We start from the raw sequence: 22,869 nt of genomic DNA, 5'->3' as shown, positions 1-22,869 counted from the left end.
ATGAAGTTAGGAGGTTTAGCTTAGGGAGTTGGACTGACTGCTAGCGCAGCCAGCGAATAACTATTACCTATTGACAGGAGTTGGGCTCATATGTGTTAGGTGCCTCATTTTGGGATTCACTGGACAGACAGTTAGTGCATGCCATACGCGGTGCTCATCAGCAATCAGCTATTATCGGCAAAGCATGTCATTTGTATGCGATTAAATTGCCTCAAAACGCTCAAACCTTCGATTTAGCCGTACACCAAAGTGGCGAAAATCTCATTATTGAATTCGAAATTTCAGCACATGAAGCGGTGCAAGATAATGTGCTCACTGCATTGATGCGACAAGTGTCTCAATTTAATGGTTTAGAGTCGCTGTATAGTAGTCTTGTTGAAGGGATAAGAATAGCAACAGGCTTTGATAGGGTCATGCTTTATCAGTTTTTGGATGATGGAGCAGGGGAAGTCATAGCGGAAGCAAAGTCAAGCTCCGTAGAGACATTTCTTGGACTGCGGTACCCTGCATCGGATATTCCGTCGCAAGCTAGAGCGCTGTACAAACGTAATCTCGTCAGAAATATAGCGGATGTACACGGTGAAAACCCGCGAATCCTCACCGCTCAAGAAAATCAACGGGAACTTGATTTATCTTTGTCGACATTACGTGCTGTGTCAGAAGTCCATATCCAGTACTTGAAGAACATGGGCGTGGGTGCCTCAATGTCAATATCTGTAATTGTTAATGGCGAACTGTGGGGGCTAATTGCATGTCATCATTATGGAAAAAAACGCACACCAGGTCGCTTACTGTCACAGCTTGAACTCTTCGCAGAAATGTTTTCATTAGAGCTTTCTCACCGCCTTATTGCTCAACGCATTAAGGTTAGTGAAAAAGCAAATGAAACCTTCGCTAGAGTGTTGAGTAATTTATCATTGGGTGACTCGCTAGCAAAATCGATTGTAGAGCAGTTACCCCTAATTAAGTCGCTTATCGACGTTGATGGCATTGGGTGTTGCTTTAGTGGTGAATATATTAAATCTGGAGTGGCACTAAGTCATAAGAAAGTGGACATTTTGGCTGAAGTTATTGCTCAGAATCCAGACAAAGAAGTATATGAGTTTGACAACTTGGTCGCTGCTGATTCTCGCCTATCGACGAGTAGTGTAGCAGGAGTACTAGCTATCAAGATATCAACAGACCCAATGGATTATATTTTTTTATTTCGGAACTCTGTGGTTCAGCATGTTGCATGGGCAGGAAATCCGGAAAAAAGGGTAGAGCGTAGAGGGGACGCCGCTGTACTTACCCCAAGAGCAAGCTTTGAAAAATGGCTAGAAACTAATGAAAGCAAAGCGAAGCAGTGGACCTCTCTTGATATTGAGCGAGCGCGTGCGATCCGCTTAGGCGTAATGGAGTTAACAATACGCCATCTCCATGAAAAAGAAGCACTGCAACGAGAAGCGAAAAAACGTCTAGAGTTGCTCATTGGCGAGTTAAATCACCGTGTTCGCAATATTCTCAATTTAGTTAATGCCATAGTAGGGCAGACGTCGCAATCTAAAAGCGATATAGACTCCTTTGTTTCCGCGTTGTCCGCCCGAATTTCTGCCCTTGCATTAGGACACGATCAGCTAACCCATGCTTCTTGGAACAGCATTAGTTTTCGCACTTTACTTAACAACGAGCTAAAGGCTTACATGGTAAATGAGTCTGCCTTCACAATAGAAGGGCCGCCAATCAAGATAACGTCTTATGCAGTCACTCCTATTGTGTTGGTATTTCACGAAATGATCACTAACGCAGCAAAATACGGTGCACTCAGTGCAACTAGCAATGATGGCAAGGTGTCAATCACCTGGCAGTTTGATACAGAGCATAATTGCGAAATCTTTTGGAAAGAGTTTGGTGGACCACCACTTAGAGATATTCAAGCAGAAGGGTTTGGTATGACAGTCATCAAGTCAGTCATACCACACGAATTAGGTGGCCGCGTTGAAATCCAACCAATGACAACAGGCTTGACGGCAAAGTTTTTAGTTCCTAGCAAATACATTGATATGCAGGAAAGCAGTGATACAGCTGAAGAACCAAATGTAATAAAGATGGAAATACCTAAAGTTACTCCGGTCAATGCCAAGACATTAGGAAGTGCATTTATTGTTGAAGATAATTTACTCATTTCCTTAGATTTACAGAAAAAGCTTAAGCTCATTGGCTTTGAAAGCATAGACATTTTCGGTGAAATCAGCTCTGTCAGAACCGCGCTGGCTAAGAAACCTCCGCAAATGCTATTTCTTGATGTCCACTTGGGTAATGAAAATACGTTCCAATTGGCGATTGAGCTAAAGCAAAAAAATATTCCTTTCGTTTTCATAACTGGCTATGGCGCTTCGATAGACCTTCCCGAGCAATTAAAAGGTGCAGTAGTTCTAACTAAACCAGTCGATGCAGCACTTTTGGCAAGGACCATCGAAGCCTACGGGTTTGGGGCGGCTAACTCATGCAGCAACTAAAGAAACCAAAAATTATTCTTGTAGAAGACCAACTGTTAGAGGCGATGAATACGAGTAACCTCATCAAGCAATTTGACATGGAGGTAGTTGGGGTAACCGCTGATGTTTCTGTACTTTTTTCGTTGATAAAGAGTGAACAACCTAATTTGATCCTGATGGACATTAACCTAGGTGGTGAAAAGTCAGGTATTGATGTGGCGAAAAGCCTGACGGAGTCGTTCGATGTTCCTGTGGTTTTTACAACGTCATATAGCGATGATAAAACCATTGCTAATGCGTTGTCTGTTTCTCCTTACGGGTATCTAATAAAACCCTACAGCGAAATATCGTTAAAAACGGCTATACAAATAGCATTAGAAAGAAAACGCATAGAAAATGAACTTGTCAGTTCTAATTCACGCTTCGCGATGGCGTCAAGTGTGGCAAAACTTGGTGTACTTGAAGTCGATGCCGTATCACGTTCCGTTGTTATTAAAAGTGTCGACAATCTCTTTGCTTTTCCTCATACATTGAGCCTCAGCGACTTCTTGGCGCTTTTCCCAGACGAAGAATTGGTGTCTCTTACAAAAGCCATTGATGAAAAAACTGCGTTCTTATCGGTACTGCAAGTTGAATTAGAGGGCAGGGAAACGCAGTGGTACCAGATTGTGCTATCTGATGTAACGCTAAATAATGATCAAGTGCAAATTGGTGCAATACAAGATATCTCCACGATGCAGAATATCCAGTCCGATTTGGGTATAGCCGATAAAATTGTTAGCGAAATTCAAGAAGGAGTTGTTGTATGCGATGCTGAAGGGAAACTCATTAAAGTGAATGATGCTATTTGCCAGTTTCTCGATAAAGAACGAATGGCCCTGATTTCCTCACAGTTTGACTCGATATTTCCCCAACTGCGAAAAGAAGACAATCGTCCTAATTACCTAAAAGATGGCTTGAGAACCGATATTACTATCGTCAATGATTTTGGCGTTCGGCGTCATCTAGTCATGTCGGTTTCATCGTTTTGCACTTCGATAAACCATAGATATTACGTGGCTATCTTTACTGACGTTACCGACCTCAAATCATCTGAAACTCAACTTAAATACCTCGCTTTTACCGATGCACTTACCGGTGCTGGTAATAGGAACTACTTAAATCGCGTGGTAGAAAGTCTCACCGAATCCTGTGAAGCGTGCTCGATTATCTTCATCGATATTGACGAATTCAAGCTAATAAATGATACCCATGGCCACGAGGTGGGTGATGAAATTCTTAGAGGTTGTGTTAGCAGATTTAAAGGGGTTGTTAGAGAGGAGGATAACATAATTCGGTTTGGAGGTGATGAGTTTGTCGTTGTTACAAAAACAACGTGTCATGATGAATTGTCCAAAATCACAACCAGAATAGGCGATATATTTAAGCGAGCGTTCAATACCACGTCGGGCGCGTTTCAAATATCGGCCAGCATTGGCGTGGCTGTAGCATCTGAAGAGATGACATCTTCTGAGCTGCTCAAAAATGCTGATATCGCCATGTACTCTGCTAAGCAGTATGGAAAAAACCATACGGTTATTTTTGACGAGAGCTTATCAAAAGATATTGAATATCGCTTATTTATTCAACAAGGCCTCGGTAGTGCTATTTTAGAAAAGCAAATAGTTGCTTTTTTCCAACCTATTGTCGGGGCGGATGGCAGTGTAAAAGCGATAGAAGCGCTCGCGCGCTGGCATCTTCCTGATCAAGGGTTTATACGCCCAGATAAATTTATTCCTATCGCTGAGCGCACTAAGTATATTCACGACATTGGTATACTAATGTTGGACGAAGCATGTATTGCCCTGAAGACGCTCAATACATGGGGGTTTAACGATATACGCGTCAATCTGAACATGTCTGCAGTTCAACTGCAAAGTGAATTAGTATGTGGCATATATAGAGAGCGATTAATAGGCCATGAAGTTGATGCAAGTAAAATCGTAATAGAGATTACCGAATCTACCCTTCAAAGTATTCGCGCAAGAAAGACGCTTGTGGAGCTGAAAGCCTTGGGGGTGACTATTTCAATAGATGATTTCGGTACAGGATTTTCATGCATTTCGGAGCTTGCTGAAGATACTTATGATGCAATAAAAATAGACCGTTCGTTGTTGCCTAACTTTCCGCTAGCGAGTAAATCAAGTAAACGCAGAGCGTTGATCATTGAGAACGTACTCGCTATGTGCAATCGGTTAAACATGCCTTGCACCTTAGAAGGCCTTGAAACCGAAGAACAAGTGGATTTTGCAAAACAGATTGGCGCTACCGCTATGCAAGGCTATTTCTTTGCTAAACCGATGAGTCTAATAGGTCTTATGGAATACTTGCAGGCCTGTCACTCCTCGCCTCAAATACACTATAAAGCAAGCGATTGAACAATAAGGATGTTTGAGAAACTGTGCTGACGGTGCAAGTCTATAGTGTATTCTCCAGAAGTGCTGTTGACTAAAAAATGTGCTAGCGAACGTGGTATATTGGTGGTAGACTCCGCGCCGCGTTGTGTAAGAGTAAATATCATTCTTCCTTAATCGACAATTCTTGGTGTTATTGGCATCGTCGAATTGGCGTATCACTATAGAATTTCTTCTTAAGCTATAATCTCACACGGTAAGTGCTATAGCTGCCACGCTACTAATCATTCTTCGACCTATATTTAGGCAAATAGCTATTTCAGGAGTTAGTTAATGTCATTTACCCAGCTTGGGCTTGCTGAACCGTTGCTAAAAGCAATTGAAAAGCGTGGTTTTACCACACCGTCACCTATACAGGAAAAGGCAATACCAGAGGTATTAAAAGGGCGTGATGTGTTGGCAGCTGCGCAAACCGGAACAGGCAAGACGGCCGGTTTTGGCTTACCTATTCTTCAAAAGCTTATGCAGGGCAACAAAGTTTCTGCCAACAACGTAAGAGCGCTAATTTTAACGCCTACCCGAGAACTCGCTGCACAAGTAGAAGAAAGTATTCGTCATTTTGGTGAATTCTTGCCGCTAAAAACCGCAGTGGTGTTCGGTGGTGTTGGTATAAACCCGCAAATGATGAAGCTTAGAAAAGGCGTTGATGTGCTTATTGCTACGCCCGGCAGATTGTTAGACCTCTATCAGCAGAATGCAGTGAAATTTTCTCAGCTTGAAGTATTGGTACTTGATGAAGCCGACAGAATGCTGGATATGGGGTTTATCCACGACATCAAAAAAGTGCTTAAATTACTTCCTGAGAAAAGACAGAGCTTATTGTTTTCAGCAACGTTCTCGCCTGAAATAACCGCATTGGCTCAAACCATTACTCAAGATCCTGTTAGCATTTCTACAACACCTGCAAATTCAACAGTTGATGCTGTAGAGCAGCATCTTGTTACCATTGATAAGTCAAAAAAGACAACGGCACTTATTTGTCTTATTAAGCAACAAAAATGGGAGCAAGTGCTCGTTTTTAGTCGTACTAAGCACGGGGCCAACAGAATTGCAGAGAAACTTACTCGTTCTAAAATTCCAAGTGCAGCTATTCACGGAAATAAAAGTCAAGGTGCAAGAACAAAAGCCTTGGCCGATTTCAAAAACGGTGACATCAAAGTGCTTGTGGCTACCGATATTGCTGCTCGAGGCATCGATATTAGCGAGCTACCCATAGTGGTTAATCTTGATTTGCCAAATACGGCGGCTGATTATGTGCACCGTATAGGTCGCACTGGGCGTGCTGGTGCTAGTGGTCAGGCTTGGTCGTTTGTCTGTGCCGAAGAACTTCAAAGCTTAAAAGATATTGAAACGCTTATTCAAAAGCTATTACCAAGAGAAACACTTGAAGGGTTCGAGCCACAACAAGCAGTGCCGCCAACAACGTTGTCGAAGCCCAAAAAACCGAAAAAGCCCAAGAAGCCAAAAACGCCCCAAACGCCCAAAACGCTAAGTAGCGCTTCGTCGGCAAAGGCGCCTTCTGCGAATACTAAAAGTGATGCCAAGGCCAATAGAAGTGGGGCCAAAAAACAGCATTCACGGCCCAAGCATCGCAATAATAACGCCAATCGCTCAAGAAGCGGCAATACGAATAGTAGTGGCAAACATACCCCACAGCGTGCTACTGCACAGTAGCACGCACATTCTGTCGCTACTTTGATTCCCATGAGAAAGGATGATAATGACGCAGAGCTGGCGCGACTTGGGCGTCAGCTTTCCCATTGTCATTCTGCTCTAGTTGAGTTTCAGCGCGCTTAACCATCGTTTCCTGTAAATCACTTCTATAACCTCTTACTTCTTTCCACAGATCGTAAAAACCTTCAGGTGGCTCTCCAGCAATATCCTTTTGCAATAATGGGCCTAATAAGTCGTACGCTTTTTGCAAACGCGCTGCGTGTTGAGTGTCATACGCAGCAACTTGTGGGTCGGCTTGCCAATTCATCATGGGTAACTTTTGTTTATCAGAAAGTTGAGCAAACTTAGTAAAGTAGTCTACATAATCAGCAAGGGCGATACTGTCTGCCCGTCCCCATATTGCCATGCTAGCGCGATTCAATAATGCACTTGAAGCCGGGTCCACTATCATTACCGTGGGAGTGGCATAATAGGTTGGATAGTCAAATCGTTGAGTAATTGCTCTTCGGTCTTCCAGTAAGCCTACGTCTACAAATATGGTTTCATAATGAGATGTAAGAATATTCTGCATTTCTTGAGTTTGGAAACGTTTTGCTAGGCCTGTACTGTCATGGCACCACTGAGCGCCGAGCACTACGAGTAGTAACTTTCCATTTTTAAGAGCACTTTTCTGTGTGTTAACTACGTCATCATAAGCCGTTGCTGATGCCTCATAGGTATATTGCGGTGGCTGCTCAGTACTCTTACAGGCAGTAAGTAACGCAATAGAGGCGAATACGGCGGCAATGAGTTTAGCGAATTGTCGCTTTAGTAAGGGAGGCTGGTGATGTACGTTTTTATGCAAATCCATGTGTAGTACCAAAAAGGGAAACTTGGCAGCAATGTATCATAAAAACAAAGGGTAACGCGGGATAATTACACTTCAATAGCGATACTGACTACTGTGCCAGAAGGCGTATTTTTCAAAATGCTGAGCTTACCATTTATCAAATGCGCTCGCTCGTGCATTGAAAGTATACCCATTGAAAAATCGACGGGGGCGTCTTTGATACTATCTGTCAGGTAGGAGGCGGGAATACCCATGCCATTATCCGAGATGGTAAACGTAGCAACTGTGGGATGATACACAACGTCAATATTAAGTCTTGTGGCGTTTGCGTGTTTGATACTGTTGGTCACCGCTTCTTGAATTATTCGATAGATGTGAATTTTCTTTTCATTCTCTAGTGCGAGCGCTGCTCCTGATACGTTCAAAGTGTAGGCAATATTAGATGCATTGAGCGACGATATAATTTCAGAACGTTGCAGCACGGCTTCGATAGAAAGCGTATCTATACCACTGGGTCGAAGACTTCCTAAGCTTTTCTTCATAGCAAAGTAAAGACTATCAATTTTCTCTGACAGAACCGTTGATAAATCTTCTTTCTTTCTGAGAGACAGTTGAAGTTTTAAATCTACTATTCTATGACCAAAATCGTCATGCAAATCACGTGAAAGCGTTCTTCTCTCTTCTTCTTGCACCGCCACGAGCTTTGCGGTCACTGCGCGAGTATTATCGATTGCTTTGTTAAGTAATGCGTTTTTTTCGCGAATTTTCGCGTTAGATAGTGCAAGGGTCGTGTTCATTCTTTTGGCTTGCGTTACCGATGCTCCTAAGATCAAGCTACTTACACACAAGGCAATGATATAGAACTGATGCTCTAACGGATTCAATGTTGTTTGTGAAGAAACTAAAAATGCGGTTACTCCGATAAGAATACAAGACAAAGAGCTTCCATAAATGCCAAACCGATGGGCAAGATAAAGAGCCGGAAGTACAGCGACATATTTTAGTTGGTAGCTTAGGTTTATACCGTTATCGAATGCTAAAACGCTGCCACTTAAGGCGAGCAACCAGCCTGCGACGATATAATAGAGCTGCCCCCCGCCATGCTTGAAACATTGTTTGGTGTAAAGCGTTATTAATATAGGAACAATAACAATTATTCCTACGAAGTCACCTAAGGAGAATTCGAAAAGGGTAACTAAAAACGATACTACATCCATGTTGGATTCTAATGCTCTTCGCCCTAAAAATACAAAGCCCAGAGCAATACTCAGTAACATTGAAAAGCTGAGTAAAGACAGTGTACTCGATACATTATCGAGATAAGGGCTGCTATAGAAACGACGAAAAGTATATACCGCAGCGCACAGCAATAAAGGGGTAATCATTAAGTGGACTAAATACCAATAAACACTACCACTCATAAATTGGCTATTGTCTAAAAGCCCACCTGGGGAAAATAAAAGTAGATGAGTAAGTTTCTCGCAAAGTAACAAAGCAGGCCAGCTTCGCATTGGTAGCAGTAAAAATGCGCCTAACCTAACACCTGCAGGTAAGTACCAACTTACGGTACTGGTAACGGTTTCAAAATGGCTGCTAATTAGCCAAACCCCGTGAAAACAACACGTATAGAGCAAGCCATAAAGAAGATAGTGTGGTGAAAAAACGGAAGACATAGCGGATTGTGTCGAAATAGTGCGGGAGCTGTCAGAGGATTCCATTTAAACTGTGGAAGTGTCTTGTTAATAAGTCAAATATCACAGAGTTTACTGCGATATTGCATCTTCATTGATGAAGTCTGCTAAGTCTAGCATGCCGGTTTCCAGCGCAATCTTTAACAATCCAAACTGTGAGGTGGTATTAAGTTTTCGGTAGATATTCGTTCTGTGAACCATCACTGTTTTGGGCGCGGTATCTATTCGATAAGCAATTTGCTTTGGTTGTAGTCCCTTCGCCAGTAATAAAAAAACTTCTTTTTCTCGTTCTGTGAGCTGGGCAATCACGCGCTTTTCACCAAATGCCAACTTACTACTGATATCTGAACTCAAGTAGTTTTCATCTCGCTCTAGCGCTTCAAGTGCATCCATTAATTCTTTTGTTGCCGCTGTTTTTGTTACGTATCCATCGGCACCAAGCTCTAATGCTTTAGTTATGTATGCCACGTGATCGTACATACTTAACATTAGGCACTTTACATGGGGTGCTTGCGATTTAATTGTGGTTAGCACATCGAAACCAGACTCATTAGCAAGCGAAATGTCTAATACCACAACATCGACATCATCGAGACTAGTGTGAGAGGGCAGAGCGGAAAGGGTACTAACGGAGTGCTTAACATGCCACCCATATTCTTGCTCAATAAGTGCGGCAATACCATCTCTTACTACTTCGTGATCGTCAATTAATACAATTTCCATATACTTACACACGGCTCCAATATTCTTGTAAGTGTATGACTAAAATAGTTAATGTGGAATAAGCCAAAGGCTTAGATGACGAAGTTATAGTCAAAAAAGACCGGCCCTTCCATGGGCCAGTATTTACTTCAACTTGCGCTGTGTAAATTCACAGCACTCACACGATTAAAGATTAACCGTTACAGGCGCAGAGCACGCTGATGTCTCGTCACACACCATATAGGTGAAGCTACCAGGATTAACGCCACGGCTTCTATCGCGATAGCGACCTGTGTTGCTTACCTCTTCCAGTAATTCGCCATTGCGATAAATCATAACGGTGTCAGCGGTAGAGCCGCTATACGAAAGGTCAACACGTAGCGAACCAAAACGAGATAGCATAGCGCGATCGATCTCGGTCACGATATTGCTATTGGAAACCGAGACAGTTTGAGTAGAAACACCTGTTTGACCCTCGGCATCTGTGACAGTGAGTGTTACGTCATAGGCCCCAGTCGCTGCATAAACGTGAGTGGGGTTTTCATCTGATGACATTGCTCCATCGCCAAAGTCCCAGCTGTAACTCACAATATCGTCATTTACATCACTACTGTCGTTGGTAAAGTCTACAGACAGTCCCGAAGCGTCGAATGTGAATGCTGAATTTGGAGGTGTTGGACCAACTTCACCAATACCCGTTACCACAATGCTCCACGTGTTTACGGTTCCGTTGTCACCGTTGAAGGTGTCTAATACATTGAGTGTCCAATCTCCCGTTGCAACTTCACCATTGAATGCGTCGGTATTGTAACTTTCAACAATGTCATCAGTGCCGCCACCTTGATTCTGGCGAAGAACTGTCGTTGTGCCTTGAGGCGATGTAAGTGACAACACTAAGTCGCCGCTGTAGGTGTGCGTGATATCTACTGAAGCTTGCATGCCAAATACAGTAATATCGTCTGGTACATTAATAACAAGATCTACACCCACATCATCCGGATCATCTTCGTTAGGCAATGTTGGGACTGCCTCGCCTGAGTAGCTGTAAGGGAAGTCGTTCAGTCCTACCGGGTAAACGTAAAGGTTGGCTGTTTTCGATTTTTCGATGTCGCCACTCACCCCGTTTATGGTAAAGCTGTACTGTCCCCACGCTGTATCTTCTGTTGTAGTAACCGTAAGTGTAACTGTGTCACCAGGCATTGCGCTGGTAGCACTTAGCGTTGCAATAGCGCTTGGTTCTGATAGCGAAAGAGTAACGGCTTGGTCGTAGCCTGCAATCGCACCCACCTCAATATCAAACGTGACGGTTTCACCGGCAATAATTTCAGCTGAGCCTGGTGTAATACCTAACTTGAAACCAGGCGTTGGGTCAGCTTCTTCAAGTGCATTAAGTACATTTAAACGATTGCCTGATGCCGTGCGTCCATCTGCCCACAAACTGGTTTCGCCAGTCAGCATAAGTAGTTCTTTCATTTCTGAAGGTGTTAGCTCAGGGTTGAGAGACCAAACGAGTGCTGCTGCGCCTGCCACGTGGGGTGTTGCCATTGATGTGCCTGAATAAGCAGCATATCCGTTACCTGGGACGGTCGATAATATAGCTGTGCCGGGCGCAGCCAAATCAACGGTTTCAACGCCATACGAATAACCGCTATCGCCGTCGTTACGGTTGATACTAGCCACTGCCAGAACACTGTTTGTTGAGGTCTGGTAGTTTGAAGGGTAATTATCAACATTGTCGTTGTTAGAGCCAGAGTTACCTGCAGCAGCAACGAATAGAATGCCCGCTTGACCCGCTTCTTCAATAGCGGTTTCTAAGGCTTCACTGTAGCCACCACCACCCCAACTATTATTGGTCGCTTTAATATTGATTCCGCGGTTAACCTTTAGGTCCGTGAAGTAGTCGATACACTCAATTGCGCCAGCAGTAGAGCCACCGTCAGGGCCTAAGAATTTACATGCTGCAATAGACACTTGATGGTTAACGCCCACGACGCCAATGCCGTTATCGCCAACAGCACCTATGGTTCCTGCTACATGGGTACCATGAGAGTCGTCATCCATCGGATCGGAGTCTACGTTGAACGCATCAATCCCGTACACATCGTCAATGTAGCCGTTACCATCATCATCAATACCGTTACCTGCTATTTCACCAGGGTTAACCCATGTATTGTCAGCAAGGTCTTCGTGGTTGTAGTCAACGCCCGTATCGATAACACCGATAACAACGTCGCGATCACCGGTGGTGATATCCCATGCTTCTGGCGCATCAATATCTACATCGTTCGTACCGCCAGCTTGTCCAGTGTTATTCAATCCCCAGAGATCGCCCAAAGAGGGATCGTTTGGAATAAGTGCTTTTCGGTATAAATAGTTTGGCTCTGCAATTTTGACAGCAGGGTTTTTGCTCAGGATCTCAATGGCTTCTTTTACCGATTTACCGCGTAGCTGTAATTTTGCAATTCGGCCATTTAGCAGGTTTGAAAAGCGATCATCAATTTCGTCGCGATTTGCGTCGCTAATACGTGCACCTACTGATGAACGCGCGCGCATCTTGTCGGTTTTACTGACATTTTCTTTGTAAACAACAATAACGCTGTCATCAAAAATTTCGGCTTTTGAAGCATGCGCATGGCCTGCAGCAAAAAGTGGAAGTAAAGCTACAGATAATGCTGAAAGACCCGTTTTAAAAGGCTTTGTTTTCATTTTTAGATTCCATAATTAGGACAATGCGTACAATTACGAAATCCTCTCATTCGGTCTGATATAACTAACGGTTAAAACTTATAACCGAAATTTTAATCATCGCCAGTAATTAAACTCAAAATACAACTATTCGATGAGGAAAAAGTGTATTTGCTATAGAAATTAGTACTAATTTACTAGAGCGTTTTGTTCTCACTGTGTGGTCTTACCAAACCAAATTACGTGATTGCTTTCTGTGCAAAACTAGTACTAAGGTGCGACAAAAAGTCGTTAAGCTGCTGATTTTTCGTAGTCAAGTAGTATTAAGTTCGTCATAAATACAACTTAAAGGTGATGGATTCTGAAACAATTACAGAGTGATATAGAAGGGTCACATTTGTTGTTTCTCAGGAAGTCATTGTTTACATGGATAAGAAGTTCGCAGACCTAGAGTGCCAAGCACCGTTTTCTTTGCAAGTAAAAAGACTCGCGATGTTTGGGTTTCTACTTAGCGTTATGCTTCCTCTGTCAGTTCGAGCGGAGTCTTCCGACCTATCAACAAATGCAGACATGGTGGAATCTTCTCTTTCAATGAGTCTGAATACCCAAGCGATCACGGTAGACAATGAAACGGTCCTCATCTCTGTCAGTCAGTTTGGGTTAAATAACATAACTAACATCATTCAAAGCGGTAACGCGTCAAACCTTTCAAATGTAGTACAAACCGGCAATAACAACGAAGCTATCATCACACAGCTTGGTGAAGGAAATGTTGTGAATTTATTGCAGCAAAACGACAACAACTACTTTGAAATTGTTCAAGACGGTTTTGACAACGTTGCCAATGTTAATCAATTAGGTGAGCAGGCCTTTACTGTTTATCAAATAGGGAACGAGATGGTGATCAACATCACACAATATCAACAATGATGTGATTACCATAGGGAGACAAAATGAAAAGAACAAAAATCGCCAGTGCATTATTACTTGTTGCAGCAACAGGATGGGCATCTGCGCAGGAAGTACCTGACAGCAAAAATGTAGAATTTAGCGCAGCGGCAGATTTTCTTGCTGCGGCAGAGGGCAACAGCATCACGCTAACCCAAACTGCGCCAGAAGGTAATGAAATTGGTAACGAGTCAGTACTTAGCCAAGAAGGTGACCTGAATGTTATTGATGTTGAAGTTGTAGGAGATGCCAATGAAGTGATGGCCTCTCAAATGCAAACGGGTAATACGTTCCTAACCAGCATTTCTGGTAATGGTAACCTTGTTGAAGCTGAGCAGGACAGTATCCAAAGTACAGCTGAATTTGCGATAGAGGGTGATGATAACGCGGTGTCGCTAACACAACTGGGTGATGGTGGACCAATCGGCTTTATCTTCAATCGTTCAATTAACAGTATTACTGGTAGCGGTAATACCATGTCGATTGTGCAAGGTGACGGGGGCCATTGGGCAAATAACACTGTGTCTGGTAATGACAATACGCTCTTTGTTGAACAAGAAGGCGATTGGCACGAGTCTTATGTACGTGATCTTAGCGGCGATGCCAACGTGATTGAAGTTGTCCAAGACGGCTATTACAACGTATCTAACCTGACCGCAGTAGTGGGCTCTGAAAACGAAATTGTGATTGATCAAGATGGTGATCGAAATGCAATTGAGTGGAGCGTTGTAGGTGATGGTAATACGATTGAATTTGAACAAGATGGTGATGGCAATGAAATTGCCACAGGTGTTTTTGAAGGTTCAAGTAACGAAGTTAATATCGATCAGATTGGTGATGTGAACCTGGCAACGGTTGAAACGATTGACGGTATTCTAAATACCTTCGAGATTAATCAAGCGGGTAGTGAAAACACAGCTTATGCGGGTGTTATTGGTTTATTCAACGAATTTGATTTAACACAAGTAGGCAGCGGCAATGAAATAAGCACGGTCAATTTTAACGGCTTCTTTAATACTGTAGAAATTGAGCAAAGTGGTGAAGCTAACTTAGCCTTAGCGCAAGCCGGTATCGGTGAAACTAACTATTATGCTGATGGCAACATTATTGAAATGGCGCAAGACGGCATTGAAAATACCGCATCTGTAGAGTTAGCGAGTGCAGTACCGACAAACTACAACGCCATTACAGTAGAACAAAGTGGTGAACTGAACTTACTTGATTTACTCGTTAACGGCAGTGATAACACGATTAGTGTTATGCAAGAAGGTGTGGGTAACTGGGTGACGAATGATGCCGGTGGCCAGTTTGCTATTAGTGGAGATGCTAATACCTTTGAGGTAACGCAAATGGGTAACGACAACTTGGTTACGGGCAGCATGACCGGTAGTGGTGGTACTATCAGCGTAACTCAAGTGGGTGACTACAACGTTGCAACTGTTGTTCAGATGTAACAAGAAGCAGGCCGAGTTCTCTCGGCCTTTAACACAGTTATGAAACTTCTCTCTTTTTGTTTTGCGTACGTTGTGGTGGCGTGCGCTTTTTTAACTATCTCTCACGCCGAAGAAATAAGACTCGGTGGATTACTCCTTGATAACAGTATCAGTCGTCAGGGCCATGAGTTTGCTTCAAAAATAAGCCAGTACTGGCGAGAAGTACCAGATAGCTCAGGCAAAAATCTCATTGTAAAAGAAATTATTGTACCTCAGGCGGGCACGCTACTTTCTGTTATTTATGATAACAAAGTGGTGTATCAGACCTACATGGGAAGAAGGCAAGTGCCACTGGATGAGAAAGTACAACAAGCAATCATGTTAGTGCTCGATGCAGTAGCAAATGCAAATGTGGACAGTCGAAGTCCAGATCTAGCAGCGGATGAATTCTAATGAAAAAAATAACGAAGACAGCATGGGTTTTAGTCGGCGGTATAGTCTTATCGCTTTCAACATCTGCAACTGAATTGGTCTATGAACCTATAAACCCATCTTTTGGTGGAAATCCACTTAATGGGTCTTTTCTGTTAAGCAAAGCGAACTCTCAAAATGCGCATTCGGCGCCTTTTAATGAACGTTCATACGATGAAAGACTTCAAGAGTCACTAGAGCGTGCTTACATCAATCGTATTGTCAGAGAAATCACTGATCTTGCGTTTGGAGAGCAAGAGCTCGATGAAAACGGTAATCCCATTCAAAGTATTTTTGACCAAGATAGTTTATTTGTAAGTGGCGACTTTCAGGTTGAGCTAATAACTAGTAACCCTGATAGCATTATTGTCAATATCACCAACTTATTGACGGGTGAAGTCACTGTTGTAGAAATTCCACGGTTTGGGTAGGGACGCACATGAGAAGTACCGTATTTATTGTATTAACTATTTTGTTATCAGGGTGTCAATCAATTACCAATACATTGCCACCTGACACGACAGAAGCAGCCATTATTAAAGAAAGCGACACGCTTTCTGAAGTAAAAAGTTTACCGCAACCTATGGGGCAAATACCGGTGTCGGTATACGCATTTCGCGATCAAACGGGTCAGTATAAGCCGAGCTCTGGTGCAAGCTCGTTTTCCACAGCAGTTACCCAAGGCGCAACCTCTATATTAGTGCAGACATTAAGTGAAACAGCGTGGTTTCTCCCTGTTGAACGAGAAGGGTTACAAAACATCCTTACTGAGAGAAAGATTATTCGAGCAGATGAAAACAATAATGCCGACTTACCGCCTTTGACAACGGCGCGCATTATTATTGAAGGGGGAATCATCAGCTATGATACGAATATTCGAACAGGCGGAGCTGGCGTAGAGTATTTTGGCATTGGTGCAAGCGAGCTATTTCGTGAAGATCTTATTTCTATTTATATGCGTGCGGTGGATGTAAGAACCGGGCAGGTACTCGTGTCTGTGTCTACGTCGAAAAAAGTACTAAGCCAAGAAGTCAGAGCGGGCTTATTCCGCTATGTTTCATTGAAGCGTTTACTTGAGGCAGAAACCGGCTACACAACCAACGAGCCAATGTTTGAATGTGTTAAGCAAAGCATTGAAAAAGCGGTAGCTGAATTAGTAATACAAGGAATGGAAAAAGGAGTTTGGCGCGCTAAGGCTTAAGCGCTTTTCACTGTAAAGCGCCAATTACCTGTAAGAGGATATGGCGCTTTTGCCTCTATTTAATAGTTTACTGACTGTACTTGGTCGAACTGACTGTCAAACCATTTGATCAATTCAACACGATTTCTGCAATCGGTTTTGCGAAAAATGCTGTATACATGTGTTTTTACCGTATTCACACTAATGTGAAAGCTATCAGCAATTTCTTGATTCTGGGCGCCTTCTGCAATTTTGCGGGTAATAGCCATCTCTCTTTTCGTTAGCACAGACGCAGTTGCTTGAATAGTCGAAGTTGCCTTGGTTTTGGTGGCCAAATTAGCATCTATGTAGCGACTCATAATTTCTCTGCTAAACCACTTATTTCCAGCCTGAACCTGTTGAACGCCTCGAACAATCAGTTCCAAATTATCTTCAGCGTGAAAAATCCCGTTGATCCCTTTTTGAAGTGCGTTGAAGTGAAATTCAACGTTACTTTCGGGAGCATTAAAAATAACCTTATTGAGATGTGGATAGTCATTGACAACCGGAAGATTGAGCATAGCTTGAGGGTTACAGTAGTCCGCGTCTATAAAAAAAGTATGAGTGTTAGCTAATACGCTTCTAGGTGGATGAATTGCACCCGTTGTAACGCTAAAACCACAAGAAGGCAAGATTGACAGAAAACGCTCGTACACCCCTTTATTTTGAGTGCTTTCAACATGGTTATTTCTTGTTAGTACAAACGCTTGGTGTGACATGAAAGCTCCTTTTCCTATCACTCAACCTTACGAGCATAACTCTATCTTTACAATAGGTGTGTGGTCTTACTTGATGTGTCAAAGCGTAACAAAATGTAACAGTCAGAAACGGGCAATTAGGGGGCCTAAAAGCAGCATTAAATATAAGTAAATTGTCAGCTTAAAATGCACTCGCCCCCTTTGTTAAAAATGTGATTAGTGTATAGTTCGTCACCAATGTCATTTTCCACTATTACCACAGAGAGAACCATGACCGTAAATGTTGACACTCAGTCTTTGATTGCATCAATGCGCGATGTAGTAGGGCAAGCCTATTTGTTAACTGACCAAGCGAAAAAACAGCCTTATTGTAAAGGTTTTCGCTTTGGCGCGGGTGAGGCCCTCGCTGTCGTGCGTCCTGGTTCACTTGTTGAAATTTGGCGCGTGCTAAAGCTGTGTGTTGAAGCCGATGTGGCGGTAATCATGCAAGCAGCGAACACGGGTCTAACGGGTGGTTCAACACCGGATGGTAAAGACTACGATCGCCCGCTTGTCATTATCAGCACTATGCGTATAGACGATATTCAACTGGTGGACGATGGAAAGCAGATAGTTGGTTTAGCGGGAAGCACGTTATTTGGCCTTGAAGAGACATTAGCACCTTATGGCCGTGAGCCTCATTCGGTTATTGGTTCATCCTGCATTGGCGCGTCTATTGTTGGGGGCATTTGTAATAATTCAGGTGGCGCATTAGTTAAACGTGGACCTGCTTATACCGAGCTTTCTTTATTTGCTCAAATAAATGCAAACGGTGAACTTTCGTTGGTTAACAACTTAGGCATTGAGCTTGGAAGTGAACCAGAAGAGATACTGGCTAACCTTGAGCAACAACGTTATCAAGCAAGTGATGTTAAACATCCCGATGCGAGGGCGTCTGACAATGAATACGATGAGCGCGTGCGCGATGTTGACTCAGATACGCCGTCACGTTTCAACAATGATGGCCGCAGATTACATGAGGCATCAGGGTGTGCAGGCAAACTTGCAGTATTTGCAGTTCGATTAGACACCTTTCCTATCCCTGAAAAGAAACAGGTTTTCTACGTCGGGTCTAATGACGCAGCCGTATTTACAAAAGTACGCCGCGATATTCTCTCTACGTTTAAAAACCTGCCTGATTCGGGTGAGTATTTGCACCGCGACTGTTACGACGTATCTAAAAAGTACGGCAAAGACATGTTTATCGTTATTAGTAAGTTAGGCGCAAAATTCATCCCTAAGCTTTTTGCGTTTAAACGCAAGTTCGATGCATTTACCGACAAGTTGGGTTTTTTACCGAACAAAATGTCAGACCGTGTAATGCAATACATGAGCTACCTTTTCCCCAATCATCTGCCGAAACGCATGGAGTTGTACCGCGATAAATATCAGCATCACTGGATTTTAGAGATGAGTAATGAGGGTGTTGATGAAGCTAGAGCGTACCTTGATGAATTCTTCAAAACTAACGAGGGTAGCTACTTCGAATGTACTGAAGAAGAGGCAGATAAAGCCATTTTACATCGCTTTGTGGCGGGTGGCGCGATAGGCCGCTATCACGTTATGCACAGCAAAGAGGTCGGCGCTATGATGACCATTGATGTGGCACTTCGACGAAATGATCCCGACTGGTTTGAAGTACTGCCTAAAGAAATAGACGATCAAATAGATACTAAATTGTACTACGGCCACTTGTTTTGCCACGTGATGCACCAGAACTATGTGTTGAAAAAGGGTGCCGACGCGAAAGTGCTTAAAGGTAAAATTCTTAAAACGTTCGACGCGCGAAACGCTGAGTACCCAGCTGAGCATAATGTGGGGCATGAGTATTTTGCTAAAGATGCGCTTAAAAACTTCTATCGTGAACTTGATCCAACAAACAGCTTTAACCCGGGCATTGGTAAAACCACAAAATTGAAGAATTGGGCAGAGCATTCTTCGTCCTGCTGCGGTGGCCACGATTAGCGTGCTGTCATCATTACGCTAAACTACAGCGCACACAAAAAAGCCAACATTGTTGGCTTTTTGTTTTTAAGAGCGTGTAAGTTGAGTCTATGCTAGACGATTGATGATAGATGAAAAGTCCATGCTCGCATTGCCTTCTTCACAGTGCATTTCAAACCACTTCGCCGCAAGTTCTCCCATAGGCACCTGAGCATTCACACCCTTAGCGCCCTGCATAGCAAGCCCTAAGTCTTTAAGCATTAATGCTGATGCAAAGCCGCCAGCAAAGTCATTGTCGGCTGGGCTCTGTGGGCCTACGCCTTTCACTGGGCAGTAGCTTGTCATAGACCAAGTTTGGCCTGATGCATTAGAGGCTATATCGAAGAAGACTTGGGCGTCTAAGCCAAGCTTGTTGGCAAGCTGAAAGCTTTCACACGTGGCTATCATGGTTGCGCCTAGCAGCATGTTGTTGCAGATTTTAGCTGCTTGTCCTGCGCCGTGTCCGCCAGCGTGCACAATTTTCTTACCCATGGCGCCAAGCACGCCTTGTGCTTTTTCAAACGCCTCTTTGTCTCCACCCACCATAAAGGTTAATGTACCGCCAGCTGCGGCGGCAATGCCACCAGACACCGGAGCATCAAGCATTTGAAGCCCTTTGCTTGCAGCCAGCTCAGAGACCTTATTAGCGGTTTCAACATCAATGGTCGAGCAGTCGATAAGCAGCGTGTTCCCGCCCACATTATCAAGGATCTGCGATGTGTATATGTCCATTACATGTTTGCCTGCTGGCAACATAGTTACCACGATATCGGCATTACTTACGGCTTCTTGTGTACTTTGCGCAATAGCGCAGCCAGCGTCTTTCGCTTTAGTCAGTGCCGCTTCACTTAAGTCAAAAGCCACTACATTATAGCCATTTTTGACAAGGTTATCTGCCATGCCTGAGCCCATATTACCTAGGCCAATAAATGCTACTGTTGTCATTGTCATGTCCTCGCTGTTTAGCCCATGGTTGGAATAACAAAGGCGTTATCGTTCGAGTCTGAGCCATCAGGCCAGCGCTGGGTAATGGTCTTCACTTTTGTCCAGAACTTCACGCCTTCCATGCCGTGTTGGTTTGTATCGCCAAATGCAGAACGCTTCCATCCGCCAAACGTGTGGTATGCCACAGGCACAGGGATAGGTACGTTAATACCTACCATGCCTACATTAACGCGCTGGGCGAACTCGCGTGCGGCATGACCATTTCGCGTATACATAGCAACACCGTTGCCGTATTGATGATCGCTTGCAAGGCTCACTGCTTCGTTGAAGTCATTAGCGCGCACCATCTGGAGTACCGGGCCAAAAATTTCTTCTCTGTACGAACGCATGTCTTTGGTGACATGGTCAAAGAATGTTGGGCCAATAAAGTAGCCATTGCTATCTGCTGGAATTTGGCTGTTTCTACCGTCGTATACCAGCTCTGCGCCTTCTTCGATGGCTAAGTCGATGTAGCCTTCTACTCGCGCTTTGTGCGCTGCAGTGACAACAGGGCCGTAGTGCGCGTTAGGATCTTCACTGTGACTTACCATAATGTCTTTAATGGCAGGAATAAGTTTGGCTTTAAGTTTTTCTGCGGTCTCGTCACCTACAGGTACGACAACAGGTAAAGCCATGCAGCGTTCACCGGCAGAACCATAGGCTGCACCTACAAGGTCGGTGACTACCTGATCTAAATCAGCGTCTGGCATAACAATACCGTGGTTTTTTGCTCCACCCATCGCTTGCACTCGCTTACCAGCGCGTGCACCACGCTCGTACACGTAATTAGCAATATCTGATGAGCCAACGAAGCTGACAGCTTTAACGGTTTGATGATCTAAAATACCGTCCACCGCTTCTTTGTCGCCATGAACAACGTTAAGCACGCCGGCAGGTAAGCCGGCTTCAAGCATCAATCTCGCGAGCTCCACAGGAACCGATGGATCGCGCTCAGAAGGTTTGAGGATAAAAGCATTGCCGCACGCTATAGCCACACCAAACATCCACATAGGGATCATGGCTGGAAAGTTAAACGGAGTAATACCCGCAACAACACCTAGCGCTTGACGCATTGAATAAACGTCAATACCAGGGCCTGCACCTTCGGTATATTCTCCTTTTTGAGCATGAGGAATACCGCACGCGAACTCGATAACTTCTAGGCCACGCTGAATATCACCTTGCGCATCAACCAGTACTTTACCGTGTTCGCTTGAAAGTAAAGCGGCAAGGCGATCGCGGTTAGCTTCTACCAACTCCTTAAATTTGAACATAACACGAGCGCGTCGCTGAGGGTTGGTAGCGGCCCATTCAGCTTGCGCTGCTTTTGCCGTTTCAATTGCATATTCAAGCGTTGCTTTGTTTGCCAAACTTACTTCAGCTTGAACCTCGCCGGTATTAGGGGCATACACTGGCGATGTGCGCTCGCTGCTATCCTCAAAATCTTTACCGGCAATAAAGTGAACAATTTTTCTCATGGCATGGCTCCTGACTAAGCACTTCAATAATATATTAACAATATTGAAACCTTGTGTTTGCAATAGCAACACATATACTTGCAGCTAGGTGCTGTAAAAATGCAGGTCAAATTATGAATTGGGATGACATGCGACTGTTTCTTGGGTTGGCAAGAAATGGTCGTGTAGCTATTGCTGCTAAAGGTTTAGGTGTAGACCCGACAACATTAATACGTCGTGTAAAAAAGCTGGAAGACTCGCTAAATTGCAAATTATTTGAACTAACAAAAAAAGGTTATGTACTCACGACCCAAGGCAGTGAACTCGTTCGTTATATCGAAAAAGCCGAGCATTATTTTTTAGAGGCGCAAAACGAGCTTAGCGATGAACGTTCTCATTTAGCTGGCACTATTCGCGTAAGCGTATCAGAGGGGTTTGGCAGCTGGTTTTTGGCGCCACTATTACCTGAATTTAAACGACTATACCCCGGTATTTGTATTGAATTAGTGGCGACCAGCGGCTTTTTGAACCTGAATAAACGCGAAGCAGACATGGCTATTTTGCTAGAAAAGCCAAGCAAGGGGCTACTCGTTACGCAAAAGCTAACCGACTACAGCCTTTACTTGTACACACATCAGTCACTTGTTGAAACACGTAAACCACAAACGCTCCAAGATCTTAGCCAGTTCAATTTAGTGAGTTATGTTCCAGACCTTGTTTATGCGCCTCAGCTAAAATTTATTGAAGAAACTGCATTAGCGCAGCTTAGCGCGTTGCGCAGTACAAGCATTAATGCGCAATATCAAATGCTGATAAATGGGGCAGGCGTGGGGATTTTGCCTACGTTTATTGCTGAAGCAAACGAAGGGCTTGTAAGACTATTAGACGATGACATCCATATTAAACGAACCTTTTGGTTAGCAACGCACAAAGAAACTCACTCTCAAGCTAGGTTTCAGGCATTTACTAAGTGGCTAATTGAGAAGGTTACAGCAAACCAGTCGCGCTTTATGCATTAGGGGGGGCTGACCCTGAGGTATCCCCACAAATAATGACTAAAATTCAGTAAGATAAAAAATAAAGGGAACATTCATGACGTTTGGTGATCAGATCTTTCGCCAAAAAC

Annotated in this window: 17 protein-coding genes; 10 read left to right on the top strand and 7 right to left on the bottom strand. The window is 43.7% G+C overall.

The window, feature by feature from the left end; genetic code table 11:
* Window positions 1–92 precede the first annotated feature (92 nt).
* The 3 genes from LHL20_RS19295 (at window position 93) to LHL20_RS19285 (ending at window position 6,604) form a co-directional block, all read left to right on the top strand.
* Window positions 93–2,498 carry an HWE histidine kinase domain-containing protein gene (locus LHL20_RS19295; protein WP_226434441.1) on the top strand — a complete coding sequence of 802 codons (2,406 nt, stop codon included), beginning with the start codon at window positions 93–95 and terminating at the stop codon, window positions 2,496–2,498.
* Window positions 2,486–4,894 (top strand): two-component system response regulator, encoded by a 2,409-nt coding sequence (locus tag LHL20_RS19290; protein WP_226434440.1) that lies wholly within the window; start codon window positions 2,486–2,488, stop codon window positions 4,892–4,894. The genes LHL20_RS19295 and LHL20_RS19290 overlap by 13 nt, the downstream gene beginning before the upstream one ends.
* A gap of 309 nt (window positions 4,895–5,203) precedes the next feature.
* The gene (locus LHL20_RS19285; protein WP_226434439.1) at window positions 5,204–6,604 is read left to right on the top strand and encodes a DEAD/DEAH box helicase; all 1,401 of its coding nucleotides are present in this window, start codon (window positions 5,204–5,206) and stop codon (window positions 6,602–6,604) included.
* Between the two features lie 16 nt (window positions 6,605–6,620).
* On the opposite strand, the gene LHL20_RS19280 is transcribed toward LHL20_RS19285, so the two are convergent.
* The 4 genes from LHL20_RS19280 to LHL20_RS19265 all read right to left on the bottom strand — a co-directional run bounded on the left by LHL20_RS19280 (window position 6,621) and on the right by LHL20_RS19265 (window position 12,532).
* Window positions 6,621–7,454 carry a thioredoxin family protein gene (locus LHL20_RS19280; RefSeq protein ID WP_226434438.1) on the bottom strand — a complete coding sequence of 278 codons (834 nt, stop codon included), beginning with the start codon at window positions 7,452–7,454 and terminating at the stop codon, window positions 6,621–6,623.
* A 65-nt stretch (window positions 7,455–7,519) separates the two neighbouring features.
* A complete protein-coding gene (locus LHL20_RS19275) occupies window positions 7,520–9,106 on the bottom strand; it encodes an MASE1 domain-containing protein (protein ID WP_226434437.1) in 1,587 nt (528 codons plus the stop codon).
* 90 nt (window positions 9,107–9,196) lie between these two features.
* Window positions 9,197–9,847, bottom strand: a complete 651-nt coding sequence (locus LHL20_RS19270; RefSeq protein WP_202262460.1) for a response regulator transcription factor — start codon at window positions 9,845–9,847, stop codon at window positions 9,197–9,199.
* Between the two features lie 165 nt (window positions 9,848–10,012).
* Entirely contained in the window at window positions 10,013–12,532 is a 2,520-nt protein-coding gene (locus LHL20_RS19265) for a S8 family serine peptidase (RefSeq protein WP_226434436.1), read from the bottom strand.
* 405 nt (window positions 12,533–12,937) lie between these two features.
* Between LHL20_RS19265 and LHL20_RS19260 the strand changes: the two genes are divergently transcribed.
* Genes LHL20_RS19260 through LHL20_RS19240 form a run of 5 tightly spaced genes read left to right on the top strand, consistent with a single transcriptional unit; the run spans window position 12,938 to window position 16,564 of the window.
* Window positions 12,938–13,441 (top strand): curlin subunit CsgB, encoded by a 504-nt coding sequence (locus LHL20_RS19260; RefSeq protein WP_226434435.1) that lies wholly within the window; start codon window positions 12,938–12,940, stop codon window positions 13,439–13,441.
* Between the two features lie 23 nt (window positions 13,442–13,464).
* Window positions 13,465–14,913, top strand: coding sequence for a curlin (locus tag LHL20_RS19255; protein WP_226434434.1), 1,449 nt, complete (start codon window positions 13,465–13,467; stop codon window positions 14,911–14,913).
* Between the two features lie 39 nt (window positions 14,914–14,952).
* The gene (locus tag LHL20_RS19250) at window positions 14,953–15,345 is read left to right on the top strand and encodes a CsgE family curli-type amyloid fiber assembly protein (RefSeq protein WP_201283921.1); all 393 of its coding nucleotides are present in this window, start codon (window positions 14,953–14,955) and stop codon (window positions 15,343–15,345) included.
* A complete protein-coding gene (locus tag LHL20_RS19245) occupies window positions 15,345–15,794 on the top strand; it encodes a curli assembly protein CsgF (protein ID WP_202262457.1) in 450 nt (149 codons plus the stop codon). The genes LHL20_RS19250 and LHL20_RS19245 overlap by 1 nt, the downstream gene beginning before the upstream one ends.
* Before the next feature lie 8 nt (window positions 15,795–15,802).
* A complete protein-coding gene (locus LHL20_RS19240) occupies window positions 15,803–16,564 on the top strand; it encodes a CsgG/HfaB family protein (protein ID WP_159626404.1) in 762 nt (253 codons plus the stop codon).
* Between the two features lie 59 nt (window positions 16,565–16,623).
* Here the strand turns inward: LHL20_RS19240 and LHL20_RS19235 are convergent, their stop codons facing one another.
* Window positions 16,624–17,301: a helix-turn-helix transcriptional regulator gene (locus LHL20_RS19235; protein ID WP_226434433.1), complete on the bottom strand. Its 678-nt coding sequence runs from the start codon at window positions 17,299–17,301 to the stop codon at window positions 16,624–16,626.
* 249 nt (window positions 17,302–17,550) lie between these two features.
* Here LHL20_RS19235 and dld point away from each other — a divergent pair, with 249 nt between their 5' ends.
* Window positions 17,551–19,284 (top strand): D-lactate dehydrogenase, encoded by a 1,734-nt coding sequence (dld, locus tag LHL20_RS19230; RefSeq protein ID WP_226434432.1) that lies wholly within the window; start codon window positions 17,551–17,553, stop codon window positions 19,282–19,284.
* 87 nt (window positions 19,285–19,371) lie between these two features.
* On the opposite strand, the gene mmsB is transcribed toward dld, so the two are convergent.
* The gene (mmsB, locus tag LHL20_RS19225) at window positions 19,372–20,247 is read right to left on the bottom strand and encodes a 3-hydroxyisobutyrate dehydrogenase (protein WP_264181011.1); all 876 of its coding nucleotides are present in this window, start codon (window positions 20,245–20,247) and stop codon (window positions 19,372–19,374) included.
* 17 nt (window positions 20,248–20,264) lie between these two features.
* Window positions 20,265–21,764, bottom strand: a complete 1,500-nt coding sequence (locus tag LHL20_RS19220) for a CoA-acylating methylmalonate-semialdehyde dehydrogenase (RefSeq protein WP_226434430.1) — start codon at window positions 21,762–21,764, stop codon at window positions 20,265–20,267.
* A gap of 113 nt (window positions 21,765–21,877) precedes the next feature.
* On the opposite strand from LHL20_RS19220, the gene LHL20_RS19215 reads away from it, so the two are divergent.
* Window positions 21,878–22,762, top strand: a complete 885-nt coding sequence (locus tag LHL20_RS19215; protein WP_226434429.1) for a LysR family transcriptional regulator — start codon at window positions 21,878–21,880, stop codon at window positions 22,760–22,762.
* The last annotated feature ends 107 nt before the right edge of the window (window positions 22,763–22,869 follow it).

The sequence above is a fragment of the Alteromonas sp. McT4-15 genome (genome assembly GCF_020515205.1).
Lineage (GTDB): Bacteria > Pseudomonadota > Gammaproteobacteria > Enterobacterales > Alteromonadaceae > Alteromonas.
This window is presented reverse-complemented; position numbering and strand designations above follow the sequence as displayed.

Coding starts and splice junctions, on each gene's coding strand:
- LHL20_RS19215 (WP_226434429.1), top strand. CDS start 21,878: ATGAATTGGGATGACATGCGACTGTTTCTTGGGTTGGCAAGAAATGGT.
- LHL20_RS19245 (WP_202262457.1), top strand. CDS start 15,345: ATGAAAAAAATAACGAAGACAGCATGGGTTTTAGTCGGCGGTATAGTC.
- LHL20_RS19270 (WP_202262460.1), bottom strand. CDS start 9,847: ATGGAAATTGTATTAATTGACGATCACGAAGTAGTAAGAGATGGTATT.
- LHL20_RS19220 (WP_226434430.1), bottom strand. CDS start 21,764: ATGAGAAAAATTGTTCACTTTATTGCCGGTAAAGATTTTGAGGATAGC.
- LHL20_RS19235 (WP_226434433.1), bottom strand. CDS start 17,301: ATGTCACACCAAGCGTTTGTACTAACAAGAAATAACCATGTTGAAAGC.
- LHL20_RS19280 (WP_226434438.1), bottom strand. CDS start 7,454: ATGGATTTGCATAAAAACGTACATCACCAGCCTCCCTTACTAAAGCGA.
- LHL20_RS19260 (WP_226434435.1), top strand. CDS start 12,938: ATGGATAAGAAGTTCGCAGACCTAGAGTGCCAAGCACCGTTTTCTTTG.
- LHL20_RS19255 (WP_226434434.1), top strand. CDS start 13,465: ATGAAAAGAACAAAAATCGCCAGTGCATTATTACTTGTTGCAGCAACA.
- dld (WP_226434432.1), top strand. CDS start 17,551: ATGACCGTAAATGTTGACACTCAGTCTTTGATTGCATCAATGCGCGAT.
- LHL20_RS19265 (WP_226434436.1), bottom strand. CDS start 12,532: ATGAAAACAAAGCCTTTTAAAACGGGTCTTTCAGCATTATCTGTAGCT.
- mmsB (WP_264181011.1), bottom strand. CDS start 20,247: ATGACAACAGTAGCATTTATTGGCCTAGGTAATATGGGCTCAGGCATG.
- LHL20_RS19285 (WP_226434439.1), top strand. CDS start 5,204: ATGTCATTTACCCAGCTTGGGCTTGCTGAACCGTTGCTAAAAGCAATT.
- LHL20_RS19240 (WP_159626404.1), top strand. CDS start 15,803: ATGAGAAGTACCGTATTTATTGTATTAACTATTTTGTTATCAGGGTGT.
- LHL20_RS19250 (WP_201283921.1), top strand. CDS start 14,953: ATGAAACTTCTCTCTTTTTGTTTTGCGTACGTTGTGGTGGCGTGCGCT.
- LHL20_RS19275 (WP_226434437.1), bottom strand. CDS start 9,106: ATGTCTTCCGTTTTTTCACCACACTATCTTCTTTATGGCTTGCTCTAT.
- LHL20_RS19290 (WP_226434440.1), top strand. CDS start 2,486: ATGCAGCAACTAAAGAAACCAAAAATTATTCTTGTAGAAGACCAACTG.